The sequence below is a fragment of the Pantoea sp. 18069 genome (genome assembly GCF_902706035.1).
GTDB lineage: Bacteria > Pseudomonadota > Gammaproteobacteria > Burkholderiales > Burkholderiaceae_C > Comamonas.
This window is the reverse complement of record NZ_CACSJA010000002.1, coordinates 175,479-191,105: the sequence shown is the minus strand read 5'-3', so window position 1 is coordinate 191,105 and position 15,627 is coordinate 175,479. Positions and strand designations below refer to the sequence as shown.

The 15,627-nt window shown below is 68.0% G+C and carries 14 protein-coding genes; 8 read left to right on the top strand and 6 right to left on the bottom strand.

What is annotated here, in order from left to right; genetic code table 11:
- The first annotated feature begins 50 nt into the window (after nt 1-50).
- Nucleotides 51-2,234, top strand: coding sequence for a hypothetical protein (locus GVL12_RS02980; RefSeq protein ID WP_159911160.1), 2,184 nt, complete (start codon nt 51-53; stop codon nt 2,232-2,234).
- 10 nt (nt 2,235-2,244) lie between these two features.
- Here the strand turns inward: GVL12_RS02980 and GVL12_RS02975 are convergent, their stop codons facing one another.
- The 6 genes from GVL12_RS02975 to GVL12_RS02950 form a co-directional block, all read right to left on the bottom strand.
- Nucleotides 2,245-4,176, bottom strand: a complete 1,932-nt coding sequence (locus tag GVL12_RS02975) for a radical SAM protein (protein WP_159911159.1) — start codon at nt 4,174-4,176, stop codon at nt 2,245-2,247.
- 181 nt (nt 4,177-4,357) lie between these two features.
- Nucleotides 4,358-5,134, bottom strand: coding sequence for a GntR family transcriptional regulator (locus GVL12_RS02970; RefSeq protein ID WP_159911158.1), 777 nt, complete (start codon nt 5,132-5,134; stop codon nt 4,358-4,360).
- A 72-nt stretch (nt 5,135-5,206) separates the two neighbouring features.
- The gene (locus GVL12_RS02965) at nt 5,207-6,061 is read right to left on the bottom strand and encodes an oxaloacetate decarboxylase (RefSeq protein WP_159911157.1); all 855 of its coding nucleotides are present in this window, start codon (nt 6,059-6,061) and stop codon (nt 5,207-5,209) included.
- A complete protein-coding gene (locus tag GVL12_RS02960) occupies nt 6,058-6,615 on the bottom strand; it encodes a 3-isopropylmalate dehydratase (RefSeq protein WP_159911156.1) in 558 nt (185 codons plus the stop codon). The genes GVL12_RS02965 and GVL12_RS02960 overlap by 4 nt, the downstream gene beginning before the upstream one ends.
- Complete coding sequence (locus tag GVL12_RS02955) at nt 6,612-7,889, bottom strand: 3-isopropylmalate dehydratase large subunit (protein ID WP_159911155.1); 1,278 nt, start codon at nt 7,887-7,889, stop codon at nt 6,612-6,614. Before GVL12_RS02955 ends, GVL12_RS02960 begins: the two co-directional genes overlap by 4 nt.
- Nucleotides 7,886-8,857 carry a tripartite tricarboxylate transporter substrate binding protein gene (locus tag GVL12_RS02950; RefSeq protein ID WP_200843453.1) on the bottom strand — a complete coding sequence of 324 codons (972 nt, stop codon included), beginning with the start codon at nt 8,855-8,857 and terminating at the stop codon, nt 7,886-7,888. The genes GVL12_RS02955 and GVL12_RS02950 overlap by 4 nt, the downstream gene beginning before the upstream one ends.
- Nucleotides 8,858-9,089: 232 nt before the next feature.
- Here GVL12_RS02950 and GVL12_RS02945 point away from each other — a divergent pair, with 232 nt between their 5' ends.
- The 7 genes from GVL12_RS02945 (at nt 9,090) to GVL12_RS02915 (ending at nt 15,621) form a co-directional block, all read left to right on the top strand.
- The gene (locus GVL12_RS02945; protein ID WP_159911154.1) at nt 9,090-10,736 is read left to right on the top strand and encodes an acyl-CoA synthetase; all 1,647 of its coding nucleotides are present in this window, start codon (nt 9,090-9,092) and stop codon (nt 10,734-10,736) included.
- A 367-nt stretch (nt 10,737-11,103) separates the two neighbouring features.
- The gene (panB, locus tag GVL12_RS02940) at nt 11,104-11,952 is read left to right on the top strand and encodes a 3-methyl-2-oxobutanoate hydroxymethyltransferase (protein WP_159911153.1); all 849 of its coding nucleotides are present in this window, start codon (nt 11,104-11,106) and stop codon (nt 11,950-11,952) included.
- A gap of 26 nt (nt 11,953-11,978) precedes the next feature.
- Nucleotides 11,979-12,821 carry a pantoate--beta-alanine ligase gene (gene panC / locus GVL12_RS02935; RefSeq protein WP_159911152.1) on the top strand — a complete coding sequence of 281 codons (843 nt, stop codon included), beginning with the start codon at nt 11,979-11,981 and terminating at the stop codon, nt 12,819-12,821.
- Nucleotides 12,822-12,825: 4 nt separating this feature from the next.
- Nucleotides 12,826-13,209 carry an aspartate 1-decarboxylase gene (panD, locus tag GVL12_RS02930; RefSeq protein ID WP_159911151.1) on the top strand — a complete coding sequence of 128 codons (384 nt, stop codon included), beginning with the start codon at nt 12,826-12,828 and terminating at the stop codon, nt 13,207-13,209.
- Between the two features lie 440 nt (nt 13,210-13,649).
- A complete protein-coding gene (locus GVL12_RS02925) occupies nt 13,650-14,393 on the top strand; it encodes an energy-coupling factor ABC transporter ATP-binding protein (RefSeq protein WP_159911150.1) in 744 nt (247 codons plus the stop codon).
- A gap of 4 nt (nt 14,394-14,397) precedes the next feature.
- Entirely contained in the window at nt 14,398-14,991 is a 594-nt protein-coding gene (locus GVL12_RS02920; RefSeq protein WP_159911149.1) for an energy-coupling factor transporter transmembrane protein EcfT, read from the top strand.
- Between the two features lie 45 nt (nt 14,992-15,036).
- Entirely contained in the window at nt 15,037-15,621 is a 585-nt protein-coding gene (locus GVL12_RS02915; RefSeq protein ID WP_159911148.1) for a biotin transporter BioY, read from the top strand.
- The last annotated feature ends 6 nt before the right edge of the window (nt 15,622-15,627 follow it).

Genomic DNA, 15,627 nt, shown 5'->3' with positions numbered 1-15,627 from the left:
TGGAATCGGGCCGGGGATGAAACGGGCAGCGCCCGCAAGCAGGAAGTTGGATGCAAAAGCACGCATGGCAGTTTTTCCGTGCCGGAGGGGTGGACCAGGTGGCCATCCGTACCGGAGAAGATATCGCTCGCATTGGCGAGCTCGACCAGACGCTGTGGGTGGCGCTGGCCTGCCCGACGCGCGGCATCGAGTTCGACAGCGCGACGCTGGACCTGATCGACCATGACAAGGACGGCCGCATCCGTGCGCCCGAGCTGGTGCAGGCCTGCGAATGGGCGGTCGCCCAGGTCAACGACCCGGATGTGCTGACCAGTGGCAGCGATGTGCTGCAGCTCGCGAGCCTGCGCACCGATACCGAGGACGGCGTCGCGCTGCGCGCCGAAGCCGAGCGCATACTGCGCTGGGCCGGGCGTGCGGGTGCGCCCGAGCTCGCGCTCGCCGACGTGCAGCAGCGGCTGGCCGCGCTGCATGCCATGCCGTTCAATGGCGACGGCCTGATCAACCCCAAGACGCTGCCGGACGCTCCCGAACTCGCCGACCTGGTGGGCCGCATCATGGAGCGCTACAGCAGCGACCAGGGCAGCGATGGCGAGCCGGGCATGGGGCGCGCGGCGCTCGACGCCTTCTTTGCCGACCTGCGCGCCCTGCAGGCCTGGAACGACCAGGCGATGGAGCACGCCTGCGTGCTGCCGCAGCGCGAGCAGGCCGTGGCCGCGGCCCAGGCCCTGAACGCCGTGCAGGCGAAGATCGAGGATTTCTTCGCGCGCACGCGCCTGGCCGCGTTCGACGCCACGGCGCTGGTGCCGCTGAGCCCCAGCGTCGAAGGCTACGCGCTGCTGGGCCAGGACCTGCTGAGCAGCGCCAGTGCGTCGATTGCTGCGCTGCCCCTGGCGCCCATCGTCGCGGGCGGCGACCTGCCGCTCACGCATGGCCTCAACCCGGCCTGGCGCGAAGCCATGCAGGAATTTCGCCGCCATGTGGTCGTGCCGCTGCTGGGGCCGCACACGCTCATCCTCACCGCCGCGCAGTGGGAGGGGGTGCAGACCCAGCTCGCTCCCTGCCAGGCATGGCTTGCGAGCCACCCTGAGACCGCGCTCGGCGAGATGCCGCTGGCCGAAGTGCAGGCGCTGCTCGAGGACGGCACGGAGCAGCGGCTGCAGCAGCTGATCGCGCACGACGAGCTGGAAAGCGCGCACAGCGTGCACGCGCTGCGGCTCGAGAAGCTGATCCGTTTTCAGCGCGACCTGCTCAAGCTGCTCAACAACTTTGTCTCGTTCGCCGACTTCTACCGCCGCCAGGGCGCGGCTTTCCAGGCCGGCACGCTGTACCTCGACGGCCGCAGCTGCGAGCTCACCGTCGATGTCGCCGATGCCGCGGCCCATGCCCAGCTCGCGGGGCTGGCCAAGGTCTATCTGGCCTATTGCGACTGCCGGCGCAACGGCGAAAAGCGCAGCATCGCCGCGGCCTTCACGGCCGGCGACGTGGATTTCCTGCTGGTCGGGCGCAATGGCCTGTTCTACGACCGCGAAGGCAATGACTGGGACGCGACCATCAGCAAGATCATCGAGAACCCGACCAGCATAGGCCAGGCGTTTGCCGCGCCCTACAAGAAGTTCCTGCGCATGATCGAGGAACAGGTGGCCAAGCGCGCGGCGGCCAAGGACGAGAGCGTCACGGCCGGGCTGTCGGCCCAGGCCCAGTCGCTGGCCAGCACCCCGGCCGCGGCGGTGACCGCGGCCACGGCCCCGGCGGCGCGCAAGACCGATGTCGGCACCGTCGCGGCGATCGGTGTCGCGCTGGGCAGCCTGAGCGCGGTGGCCGTGGGCATCTTCGGCAAGTTCATCGAGCTCGGCCCCTGGATTCCGATCGCGCTGCTGGGAATGATCGTGGCGATTTCCGGGCCGAGCATGCTGATTGCCTGGCTCAAGCTGCGCCAGCGCAGCCTGGGGCCGATTCTCGACGCCAGCGGCTGGGCGATCAACGGGCGCATGAACATCAGCCTGCGGCTGGGGCGCTCGCTGTCGCAGACCGCCAAGGTGCCGGTGCAGGCGTCGCGTCTGCTGCAGGACCCTTATGCGGATTCGCACTCCGGTGCCTGGGTCGCAGGGGCCCTGGTGCTGGCGCTGTCCATGGGCGTGCTGGCCTGGCGCCTGCAGTGGATGGATCCATTCCTGTCATCGGCGTGGCAGTCGGCCCCGGCGGCGGACGCCGCGCCTCGGCCGGCCACGCCTTAGCCGGCCGCGCCTACCCCTTGAAGCGCAGCGCCTTTTCTATCTTGTTGCGCGCCACGGTGGTCCTGGGCACCTTGAACGGGAACCAGGTGCGCACGTCCTCTTCGACACCTATGCCGTGCATGTAGTTGTAGATGGCTTTCTTGAGCACCGCGCCCAGCGCGTCGTGGTCCACGCCGCTGGGGTCGTGAAAGCCTATGTCGTTCTTGGCGAACTGCACGGGCGGCATGGGCGTGAGCGTGATGCCGTATTCCTCGGGGTTGAGGCCCACGGGTGAGTGCACGGTGCAACTGAAGCGGTGAAAGAACCCGCTCTGTATGCAGCCGTTCTCGAACAGCTGGCGCACGTATTCGAGCGCGTCGACGGTGTCCTGCACGGTCTGCGTCGGAAAGCCGTACATCAGGTAGGCGTGGACCAGGATGCCGGCTTCGGAAAACGCCTTGGTCACGCGCGCCACCTGCTCGACCGAGACGCCTTTCTTCATCAGCGCCAGCAGCCGGTCGGACGCGACTTCGAGCCCGCCCGAGACCGCGATGCAGCCGCTGTCGGCCAGCAGGTTGCACAACTCGGGGCTGAACGTCTTCTCGAAGCGGATATTGCCCCACCAGCTGATGTCGCTGCCGCGATCGAGCAGCTCCTGGGCCAGTGTCTTGAGCGCCTTGGGCGGCGCGGCTTCGTCGACGAAATGAAAGCCCGTCTGGCCGGTCTCGGCGACGATGGCTTCAATGCGGTCGGCGAGCACGGCAGCGCTCGCGCCTTCGTAGCGGCCTATGTAGTCGAGGCTCACGTCGCAGAAGCTGCATTTCTTCCAGTAGCAGCCGTGGGCGATTGTCAGCTTGTTCCAGCGGCCGTCGCTCCACAGGCGGTGCATGGGGTTGAGCATGTCGAGCAGCGACAGGTAGTGGTGCAGTGGCAGGCCGTCCCAGGTGGGCGTGCCGACTTCGGCAAACGCCACGTCGGCCTCCATCATGTTGGTGTAGCGCACCACGCCTTGCGCGTCGCGCAGGTAGGTGCGCACCAGGCGCGAGGCGCCGCGCTGGCCCTGCAGGTGCTCGAGCAGCGCCAGCAGCGGGCGCTCGCCCGCGTCCAGCGTGACGAAGTCGAAGTAGTCGAACACGCGCGGCTCGGTGAGTTCGCGCAGCTCGGTGTTGACAAAGCCGCCGCCGAGCACCAGGCGGGTACCTGGTGCATGCGCCTTGATGGTCTGGGCGATGCGAAACGCCGCGTAGACCGAGCCCGGAAACGGCACGGACAGCAGCACCACGCCGGGCCGGTGGCGTTCGAGCATCTCCAGCGTGAGCTGGTGCAGGGCCTCGTCGACCAGCGTCATCGGCGCGGCCAGTGCCTGCGCCAGCGGCTCGAAGCTCGCCTGGCTGCCGGCCAGCGACTCGGCGTAGCGCACGAATTCAAAGCGCGCGTCGGCCGCGTCGCGCAGCACGTCGGCGACATCGTTGAGGTAGAGCGTCGCCAGGTGCTTGGCGCGGTCGTGCTGGCCCAGCGCGCCGAAGGCCCAGCCCAACGGGTCGCCGCTGCCGTCATCGATATAGCCTTCGAGCGCGTCGAAGCGCGGGCCTTCGGGCAGGTACTGGCGGCTCACGATGCGGTGCGACAAGGTGCTGTCGCGGCCTTGCAGGAAGGTGATCACGCGCGCGATGGTGGCCAGATAGCGGTCGCGCTGGCCCATGAAGGACTGCACGGCCGGGCTGAACGGCCGCTCGGGATTTTCCGCGTGCTGGGCCTCGACCAGGTCGATGACCTGCTGCAGGCCGGCCGGCGACAGCAGGCGCAGCACCAGCGCCAGTGCCAGGTCTTCCTGCACGGCCGAAATGCCGCGCGAACGCAGAAAGCCCGTGAGGTAGGCCGTCGACGGGTAGGGCGTGTTGAGCTGCGTCATCGGCGGAATGACGGAGAGGATGCGCAGCGGCGCGGTCGGTTCAGTGGGCATGTGAGGCGGTCGGGCGGGGCGGGGCGCGGAGGTGGGGGCCAAAAGAGGACGCAAAGGCGCAGGGTCCCTGGGCCTGATCGTCCGGCGTCCGCGCGACACGGCCGGTCTCAGGCAAAGCCCATGAGTATAAAAAGATTGGCGAAAACAGCGCTGGGTGAAGGTCGCTGCGCGCCTGGCGGCTTCAGCCGCCCGGGGCGCCGCTGCCTTCGGAAATCCAGACCTTGCTCGCGCTGCCGCTGCGCGAGACCTGCATGCGGTACTGGTAGCGCTCGGGCGCGTAATAGCCCAGCAGGTACTGGATGGGGCGCTTGCGCGCGTCGTAGACCACGCGCCTGACCTGCAGCAGCGGCGAGCCCGCGGGGATCTTCAGCGCCAGCGCCACATGCGCGGGCGCTATTGTGGCGCTCAGCTCCTGCTCGCCGTGGTCGAATGGGAAGCCGGCCTTTTCCATCAGCGTCAGCAGCGGCACGTCTTCCAGCAGGTGCTGCTCTATCGCCGCGCCGACGAAGTCGGGCAGCACCACTTCGGAATACATCACGGGCGCGCCGCCGGTCTTGCGCACGCGCCGGATGCTGAGCACGTTCGCGGCGGGCGGCAGTTGCAGCAGCCGCGCGATATCGGCGTCGCAGGGCTGGCGCCGGCTCGACAGCACCTGGATGCGCGAGCGCAGGCCCAGGCTCACGATGTTGTCGAGCAGGCCGTTGTGCAGCTTGGGGTGCCGGGTGGCCATGGCCTGGCCTATGGGCAGCGTGCCCTGGCCGCGCAGCCGCGTCACCAGGCCTTCTTCCTGCAGCCGCGCCAGCGCCGAGCGCACGGTGACCCGGGCCACGCCAAAGGACTCGGCCAGCGCGCGTTCGCCGGGCAGCGGAATGCCCACGGGGTAGGTGCCGTCTTGCAGCCTTTGCCGGATGGCTTCCGCGACCTGGCGAAAAAGAGGGGGCGGGGCAGTGCGGGGCATGGCAATCAGTCGGGTCGCCAGAAGGCTGGCAAGTGACAAATTATGCGCATGCCCCGGCAGGCGCGCCGCGCCTCAGGCGTAGGTTTCGCCCAGGGCCAGCAGTTCGGGCGTGCCGATGAGGGCGTTGAGGCCGTCGAAGCCCAGCATCCGGCCCTGCCAGGGCGCGGTCGTGCCATGGCTGCGCAGGCTCGCGAAGTAGGCTTGCAGCGTGTGCGCCAGCGCGCGCACCGTGCCGCCGGGGAAGATCACCAGGCTGAAGCCCAGGGCCTGGAGTTCATCGGCGGGCGTGATCGGCGTTATGCCGCCTTCGACCATATTGGCCATCAGCGGGCACAGGTGGCCCAGTTCGCGCTTGACGACAGCCATCTGCTCCCGGGTGCGCACGGCTTCGACGAACAGCAGGTCGGCGCCGGCCTCGGCGTAGCGCGCGGCGCGCTCCACGGCCGCGTCCAGGCCTTCGCTGGCGATGGCGTCGGTGCGCGCGATGACCACGGTGTCCTGGTTGCGCCGCGCGTCGACGGCGGCGCGGATCTTGCCGCACATCTCCTGCGTGCTGATCACCGACTTGCCCTGCAGGTGGCCGCAGCGCTTGGGGCTGGCCTGGTCTTCGAGCTGTATCGCCGATGCGCCCGCGCGCTCGAGGTGCTGGACCGTGCGCCGCACATTGAGCGCATTGCCAAAGCCCGTGTCGGCGTCGACGATCAGCGGCAGGTTCACGCGTTCGCGGATATGCGCCGTGACGCTGACCACATCGTCGAGGCTCAGAAAGCCGATGTCGGGGCGGCCGAAGCGCGTATAGGCGATGCTCGCGCCCGACAGATAGCAGGCCTCCATGCCGGCCTGCTCGACCAGCAGGGCGGTGAATGGGTCATAGACGCCCGGGGCGACGACGATCTGGGGCTGCTGCAGGCGTTGCTTGAAGTTCATGCGGTTTCCTCGGGAGTGGGATGGGGCCGGCTGGCCAGGCGTTTGCGCAGATGCGGCACCAGGCCGCCGTCGTTGACCAGGGTCAGCAGATGCTCGGGAATGGGGCTGCAGCGCAGCTCCAGCGCCTGCTGCGGCCCTTGTCGTGGCACTTTCAGCGTGGCCTGCGCGAGATCGAGCTGCGCCTGTGCCTGGTCGGCAATGCCCCAGGCGGGCGACGCCGCGGATTTCGGGCCGATCAGCAGCGGCAGGCCGAGGTTGAAACCGTTGCGGTAGAACAGCCCGGCAAACGACTGCGCGATCACGCAGCGCACGCCCAGGTGGCGCAGCACTTCGACGGCCTGTTCGCGCGACGAGCCCGTGCCGAAGTTCTTGCCGCCAATCACGATATCGCCGGGCCGCACGCTGGCGGCGAACGCCGGGGCGATATCTTCGAGGCAGTGCCGGGCAATGGTTTCAATGCCGAACTTCATGTACTTGCCCGGCGCGAGAAAGTCGGTGTTGATGTCGTCGCCAAACACCCAGCAGGTGCCCGGGGCGTTGTCCAGTGCGTTCATGCGAGCATCTCCCGCGGGTCGGTGATGCGGCCTGCGACGGCGGACGCCGCGACCGTGTAGGGCGAGCCGAGGTAGACGCGCGACGACGCCGCGCCCATGCGGCCCTTGAAATTGCGCGCCGTGGTGCTGATGGCCGTGGTGTCTTCGGCAAACGTATTGGCGCCGTAGCCCGCGCAGGCGCCGCAGCTGCTGGGCAGCAGGCGCGCGCCGGCGTCCAGAAGAATCTGCAGCGTGCCGTCGGCCTGCGCGGCCTGCCGGTCCCTGGCGCTTGCGGGCGCGACCATCAGGTCCACGCCCCGCGCGATGCGCCGGCCCTGGAGCACAGCGGCGGCCATGCGCAGGTCTTCTATTTTTGCGCCGGTGCAGGCGCCGATATAGGCGATGTCGACTTTCTCGTCGCCGCAGTCCTGCGCGGCTGCGGCCAGCGCGGGCGAGCCCGGCGCCGAGACCAGGGGCGCGAGGCTGCCGGCCGACATGCGGTGGTGGGCCAGCAGCGGCGCCTGGGCGTCGGTCTGCCAGTGCGTGAAATCCTGCAGGTCCCGGTCCGCAACGCCGCAGGCCACAAGCCAGTCGCGCGTGGTCGCATCGGGCGCGATCAGGCCGGCCTGGCCACCGAGTTCGGCGGTCATGTTGCAAAGCGTCATGCGCTCGTTCATCGACAGCGCGCGCACCGCCTCGCCGCAGTATTCGACGGCCTCGTACTGGCCGCCGTCCATGCCGAAGCGCGTGCACATGTGCAGCATCATGTCCTTGGCGCAGACCCCTGGCGCCAGCCGGCCGCTCCATTCCATGGCGATGGTGTGGGGCACGCGCAGCCAGATCTCGCCGGTGACGACCACGCCCAGCATCTCGGTCGCGCCAATGCCGAACATATAGGCGCCGAACGCGCCGCCGGTGCACGAATGGCTGTCGCCGCCGACGGCAAACATGCCGGGGCGGATATGGCCGTGCTGGGGCGTGACCACATGGCAGATGCCCTGCTCGTCGTAGAAGTTCTGTATGCCCTGCTCGCGCACCCAGTCGCGCGCGATGCGCACGATCTGCGCGCTGTCGGCGTCGGCCGCGGGCACGTAGTGGTCGGTGACGACGACGATCCTGGCCGGGTCCCAGACCCTGGCGCCCAGCGCGTCGAGGTGGGGCTTGATTCGGCGCGGGCCCCCCGAGTCATGCATCATGGCCAGGTCGACGCCGCAGGTCACGAGTTCCTCGGGCGCGACCTGCGCCCGGCCGCAGGCCCGGGCGACGAGTTTCTGGGCAAGGGTCTGCGGCATCATTCGACCGTGGCTCCCGACTTCTTCACGATGTCGCCCCAGAAGTCCACATCCTTCCTGATGAACTCGGCGAACTGCGCGGGCGTCATCGTCGGCACGGTCGCGGCTTCGCTGTCCATGCGCTTGCGGAAATCGGGCGAGGCGATCGCCACTTTCACGGCGCCGTAGAGCTTGTCGACCACGTCCTTGGGCATATGGGCCGGTCCGAACAGGCCGAACCAGGCCTGCGAGTGGTAGCCCGGCACGGCCTGGGCGATCGCCGGCAGGCCTTCGAACTGCGCCAGCGGCTTGGGGCTGCTCACGCCGAGGAACTTGAGCGTTGCGCTCTTGTAATGCGGCAGAACATTGATGGTGCTGGCGAACATCAGGTCGACGGTGCTTGCCGACAGCAGGTCGGTGAGCGCCGGGCCCGTGCCCTTGTAGGGGATATTGACGATCTCGGTCTGCGTGGCCAGCTTGAACTGTTCGGCCGCCAGATGCAGCGACGAGCCCTGTCCGCCGATCGCGAACGTCAGCTTGCCCGGATTCTTCTTCGCATAGTCGATCAGCCCCGGAATGTCGTTGAACGGCGCATTCTTGCGCGCGACGAGCACGCTGGGCACCTGGGCGACCATGGTGATGGGCGTGAAATCCGCGACGGGATCGAACGGCAGCTTCTTGAACAGCGTGGCGTTGATGGTGTGGCTGGTGAAGCTCATCAGCAGCGTGTTGCCGCTGGGGTCGCTCTTGGCGACCTGCTGCGCGGCGATGTTGCCGCCCGCGCCGGGCTTGTTCTCGACGATGACCGTGCGGCCCAGCGTGCTGCCCATCGATTGAGCGATCACGCGCGCCAGGGTGTCCGTGGAGCCACCGGGCGTCGCGCCGACGACGATGGTCAGCGGGCGGGTGTTCTGCGCGGCCACGGTCTGCACCAGGGCCATGGCCGCGAGCGCACCTATCGTCAAGCTTGTCCAGCGTCGGTTGGGTTTCATCTTGTCTCCTGTCGTTATGGGGCTGAGCGGCTATGGTCGGCGGCCCGCGCCGCGGTCTCAACAGAACCTGGTGGTTCCATCGGGTTTACACGCGGGCGGCGGCGGCGTTGTCGGACGCTGCCGCCTCTGCGGTTTTCCACCTACCGCTTCGCGCCCGGGCCGGGTAGAGTGCTGCGAGTCGCGCGTCTGCGCGTTGCGCTTTCACCCCCTGTTGTCTGCAAGGATTTCTGCCGTGGCTTCCATTTTCGATAGCGATCTTCCCCGCAATGGCGCGAATACCGCGCCGCTCACGCCGCTGGCCTTCATCGCGCGCACGGCCGAGGTCTACCCCGAGCGCCTGGCCATCGTGCACGGCGCGCTGCGCCAGACCTGGGGCCAGACCTATGCGCGCTGCCGCCAGCTGGCAAGCGCTTTGCAGCGCAACGGCATAGGCAAGAACGACACCGTGGCCGTGCTGCTGCCCAATACGCCGCCCATGGTCGAAGCGCATTTCGGCGTGCCCATGGCGGGCGCGGTGCTCAATGCGCTCAACACCCGGCTCGACCCCGAAGCGATTGCCTTCATGCTCGACCATGGCGAAGCCCGCGCGGTGATCGTCGACCCCGAGTTCGCGGGCCTGCTGGCCAAGGCGCTGACGCTGCGCCAGTCGACCGGGGAGCTGCTGGTCGTCGAAGTGCAGGACGCGCTGTACGGCGCGGGCAGCCAGCCGCTGGGCGGCATCGACTATGAGGATTTTCTCGCCAGCGGCGACGCGCATTTCGCCTGGACGCTGCCGGCCGACGAATGGGATGCGATTGCGCTGAACTACACCAGCGGCACCACGGGCAACCCCAAGGGCGTGGTCTACCACCACCGCGGCGCGGCGACGAATGCGATCAGCAATGTGCTCGAATGGGACATGCCCAAGCATGCGGTCTATCTCTGGACGCTGCCGATGTTCCATTGCAACGGCTGGTGCTTTCCCTGGACGCTGGCGCTGCGCGCGGCCGTCAACGTGTGCCTGCGGCGTGTCGACCCGCAGGCGATCTTCGATGCGATATGCGACCACGGCGTGACGCACTACTGCGGCGCGCCCATCGTGCACGGCATGCTGGTCAATGCGCCTGCTGCGATGAAGGACGGCCTGCCCACGGGCGTCAAGGCCATGGTTGCCGGCGCCGCGCCACCGGCGTCGATGATCGAAGGCATGGAGCGCATGGGCTTCGACCTGACCCATGTCTATGGCCTGACCGAGACCTATGGCCCGGCGGCTGTGTGCGCCCAGCATGGCGACTGGGGCCGGCTCGACATCGGCGAGCGCGCGCGGCTGAACGCGCGCCAGGGCGTGCGCTTTCACCTGCAGGGCGATGTGCGCGTGCTCGACCCCGAGACCCTGCAGCCCGTGCCCCAGGACGGCGAGACCATGGGCGAAATCATGTTCAAGGGCAATATCGCGATGAAGGGCTACCTCAAGAACCCCCAGGCGACGCTCGAGGCCTTCGCGGGCGGCTGGTTCCACAGCGGCGACCTGGCCGTGCAGTACCCCGACGGCTACATCAAGATCAAGGACCGCAGCAAGGACATCATCATTTCGGGCGGCGAGAACATCTCGTCTATCGAAGTCGAGGACGTGCTCTACCGCCACCCCGACGTGCTTGCCGCGGCCGTGGTCGCCAAGCCCGATGCGAAGTGGGGCGAGACGCCCTGCGCCTTCATCGAGCTCAAGGCCGGCTCCACCGCCACGCCCGAAGAAATCGTCGCGCATTGCCGCAAGTACCTCGCGGGCTTCAAGCTGCCGCGCGCCGTGGTGTTTGGCGAGCTGCCCAAGACCAGCACCGGCAAGATCCAGAAGTTCGAGCTGCGCAAGGTGGCGGGTTCGGCGTCGTCTATCGATGTCTAGCGGGATTGTTGAAGGTCCGACGGGGCGGGGCAGCGAGCGTCCAGTCTTCGGCGGAGCCTGCTTTGTCCGCCGTTCGTCCTGAGCGAGGTATGCGGGACAAAGTCTCGCCATGCGGTGACAAGAAACGGCGGGAAGTGAGACCGGTTGCCTGAATACCGGGGCTTCGATTCTTCGGCCGGTCTTTGGCGAGCAGGTCATGCATCGCCGCTGTTTGCCCAAATTGGGCGGGGCCCGCCGCCAGAGCCCTTGCGGCATGGGTCCAATGCGGGTTCGGTCTTTTGGCCCGGCTGTGGTATGGTCGGCGCGCTAAAAACGACAAGAATCCCGGGGACTTGCGCGACAGGCCCTGGAACACCGAGACCGCGCCATGAAATCCACTACCGAGTTCCAGCAGTTCAAGCGCGAGCAGCGCAAGATCGTCATGGTCACCGCCTATGACTATCCGGGCGCCCGCTATGCCGAGGCCGCGGGCGCCGACACCATTCTGGTCGGCGATTCGCTGGGCATGGTGGTGCTGGGCTATGACTCCACGGTGCCGGTCACCGTCGACGACATGGTGCACCATGCCAAGGCCGTGCGCCGCGGCGCGCCCGGCACCTGCATCGTGGTCGACATGCCGTTCGGCAGCTACCACGCCGGGCTGGAAAGCACCACGCGCTGCGCCGTCGACATGATGCAGCGCAGCGGCGCCGACGCGCTCAAGGTCGAAGGCGCGGGCGAAGTGATCGACGTGATCCGACGCCTGACCCATGTCGGCATTCCCGTGGTTGCCCACCTGGGCCTGACGCCGCAGTCGGCCGCCGTGCTCGGCGGCTACAAGGTGCAGGGCCGCGACACCGCGGCCGCGCAGCAGATCATGAACGATGCGCTGGCCTGCGAAGCGGCCGGTGCCTGTGCGCTGGTGCTCGAATGCGTGCCCCAGCAGCTCGCGGCGCGCATCAGCGCGCAGCTGGCCATTCCCACCATAGGCATAGGCGCGGGCCCGGGCACTGACGGCCAGGTGCTGGTGTTCCACGACCTGCTGGGCTATGGCAGCCACCGCGTGCCCAAGTTCGTGCAGCAGTTCGCCGACGTCGGCACCCCGGTGCAGGACGGCCTGGCCGCCTATGGTCAGGCGGTGCGCAGCGGCGCCTTCCCCACCGAGGCCCACAGTTTCAACATCAGCGATGCCGTGCTTGAACGGCTTTACGGCGGCATCGTGCCCGCCGCCTCCTGAATTTAGCCCCTGGAAGATTGGCTGTTATGCAACGCCTGACCCGAATCACCGACCTGCGCCAGTGGCTTGCCCATGCGCGCAGCCAAGGCAAGACCATTGCGCTGGTGCCGACCATGGGCGCGCTGCACACCGGCCACATGGCCCTGGTCGAGAGCGCGCGCCAGCAATGCGACCTGGTGGTGATGAGCATTTTCGTGAACCCGCGCCAGTTCGGCCCGAACGAGGATTTCGACGCCTACCCGCGCGACCTCGACGCCGACTGCGCGCTCGCGCAGGCGCATGGGGTGGATGCGGTGTTCGCGCCCGCGACCGAAGAGATGTACCCGCATGCCGCGGGGCCGCTGATCGTTGCCGGCCGCCAGGCAAACATGCTGTGCGGCGCCTCGCGCCCCGGGCATTTCGACGGCGTGCTGCAGGTGGTCTGCAAGCTGTTCAACCTGGTGCAGCCCGAGCGCGCGTTCTTCGGCCAGAAGGATGCGCAGCAGGTGGCGATCATCCAGACTTTTGTGCGCGACTACAACCTGCCGCTGGAGATCTGCGTCATTCCCGTGGTGCGCGAGGCCGACGGCCTGGCGAAATCGTCGCGCAACGTCTATTTGAATGTCGAGGAACGCGCGCACGCGCCCGCGATCCACGCGGCGCTGCAGCTGTGCCGCGAACGGCTGCAGGCCGGTCTGGCCCCCGATGCGGCGCTCCAGGCCGCGCGCGCCCTGATTGCGGGCATTCCCGGCAGCCGCATCGACTACCTCGAGCTGCTTGCCTGGCCGGACCTGCTGGCGCTGGGCGACGACGACGCGAGCTGCATCGCGCTGGCCGCGGTCCACGTGGGCCGCACCCGACTCATCGACAACATCACTTTCCAGAGGTAAGCCCATGTTCCGCATGCTGATGAACAGCAAGATCCACCGTGCCCAGGTCACCCAGGCCGATCTCAACTACGTCGGCTCGATCACCATCGACCAGGACCTGATGGACGCCGTGGGCATCGTCGCCAACGAGAAGGTGCACGTGGTCAACAACAACAACGGTGCGCGCTTCGAGACCTATGTGATCGCCGGCGAGCGCGCCAGCGGCGTGATCTGCGTCAACGGCGCGGCCGCGCGCCTGGTGCAAAAGGGCGACATCGTGATCATCATCGCCTACGCCTATGTCGACGCCAAGGAGCTCGCGACCCATGTGCCGCGCGTGGCCATCATGGGGCCCGACAACCGCATCAGCCAGTTGCTGTCCGCAGAACCGGCGCTGACCGTGCTCTGACCGCAGACGGACTCTCCTGGCGCCGGCCTGTGCCGGCCCGCACATTCCGCCCCGGCAGCCTTTGCGCTGCCGGGGCGTTTGTTTTTGCGGATTCACCGGGTCCCGCCGTGGCCCGGCCTTCGTCGCGTATCTCCGGGGTGTTTGGCGCGTCGTGCACCGTGTTTTGCGTGCAGATGCACGTTCAATCGCGTACAAAGTGCGAAAACGCAGCGAACAGCCCGCAACTGCCCGCTATGTTCCGTCTTTTTTGACGGAACATGCGGTGGCTAAAATGGCCCTGAAATTTGCGAGAAGTTGTTGAAAGAACGCGTGTTTTTAGTGGCAAGATGAGCGAAATTTGGTTTTGAAGGGCCTGCTTATGCGCCGGTCCGGACCATGGACTTTCTTCACGCGACTGCCTTATGCCTGCTTACTGCGCTCCGACCCCCTCCGGTCCGGGCATGATTTCTCCGCCCCGTATCGAACTCGCGCATGTTCGGCTGGTGCGCGGCCGCACCCAGGTGCTAGAGAACCTGAGCCTGGTCTGGGACCAGCCGCGCATAGGCCTGATCGGCGACAACGGCGCGGGCAAGACCAGCCTGTTCCGGCTGCTGTGCGGGCTGGAGGCGCCGGCCGCGGGCGAAGTGCTGTTCGACGGCCAGAACCTGCATGCGGCCGGGCGCGAGCGCACGCGCTGGGTCGGCATGATGTTCCAGAATCCTGACGACCAGATCATTTTTCCTACCGTGGAGGAGGAGCTGGCGCTGGGCCTGCAGTCGCGCAGCGCTTCCAGGCACGAGGCCAAGGCGCAGGCGCGCGAATTCCTCGCCCAGCGCGGCCTGGCGCACTGGGCCGAGCGCGCGATCAGCAGCCTGAGCCAGGGCCAGCGCCAGATGGTCTGCTGGCTGGCGCTGCTGATCGCGGCGCCGCGCACCGTGCTGCTCGACGAACCCTATGCAAGCCTGGACCTGCCGGGCCAGGCCCAGCTTGCGGACGACATTGCCGCGGCCTCGCAGCAGGTCATTGTCTCCACCCATGTGCTGGCCCATGTACGCGACTACCCGCGCGTGGTCTGGCTGGACCAGGGCCGCGTGCGCGGCGACGGCCCGGGCGAAGAGGTCTGCGCGGCCTATGAAGCCGCGGTGCAGGCCGCCGTCGCGGCCCGGCGCGCGCTGGGCACGGCCACTGCGGCCCACGGCCACTGACACCATGGGCAGCCTCTACAGCGATCTCCCCACCTGGCTGCACCGCTACAGCGCCGGCTTCAAGCTGGCCTGCATGGCGCTGGCCGGCACGCTGCTGTTCCTGATCGACAAGCCCTGGGTGCTGGCCGTCTGCGCGGCGGGCGCCGCGCTGCTGTGGCTCAGCCTGGGCGAGGCCACGCGCGTCGCGCGCCGGCTGATTTTCTCGGTGCTGCTGGGCGCGCTGCTGGTTGCGCTGTTCCATCTGTGGATGGGCCGGCCGGTGCTGGCCGCGGTGAGCTCGCTGCGCCTGGCCAGCGCCTGCGTGCTGGGCGTGGCGCTCACCGTGACCACGCGCCCCATGGACCTGCTCGAAGTGCTCGACCGCTGGCTTGCGCCGCTCGCGCGCCTGGGCCTGCAGCCTGAGCGTATTTCCCTGCAACTGGGATTGATGCTGCGTTTCACCGAGCATTTTTTCGTGCAATGGAAAAAACTCGACGATGCCTACCGCCTGCGCACCGGCCAGGCCGGGGGGCTGCGGCTGATCGCGCCGCTCACCGTGCAGATGCTGCAGGCCGCGCGGCGTGTGGCCGATGCCCTCTATGCCCGCCTCGGCGGCTGATTTCCTGTTTCCTGATTTCCGATTGACCCAACCCGAGTGCCAACCATGAAAACCGCCATTTCCCGCCGCCAGTCCGAATCCATGGCCCTGGTGGGCCTGTTTGCCGCGTTGATCGCGGTCATGGGCCTGATCCCGAAAATCGACCTGCCTATCGGCGTGCCGATCACGCTGCAGACGCTGGGCGTGATGATGGCCGGCTGCCTGCTCGGGCCCTGGCGCGGGCTGCAGGCCGTCCTGCTGTTCCTGATCGCGGTGGCCGCGGGCCTGCCTTTGCTCGCCGGCGGGCGCGGCGGCCTGGGCGTGTTCATGTCGCCAACTGCCGGTTATCTGGTCGGCTTTGCCGCGGCCGCATTTGCTACCGGCCTGGTGATGGCGATGCTGCCCAAGACCACGCCGCTGCGCGCGGCCTGGAGCGCGCTGATTGCGTCCGTGGTCGGCGGCGTGCTGGTGCTGCACAGCTTTGGCATCGCGGGCCTGGTGCTGGTCGCCAAGCTTTCGCTGGCCCAGGCTTTCTGGGGTGACCTGGTGTTCGTGCCCGGCGACCTGATCAAGTGCGTGCTGTGTGCGCTGGTGGTGCACACGGTGGCCAAGGCGCTGCCCGACTGGCGCTTTGGTGGTCGCAACGCCTGAGCGGGT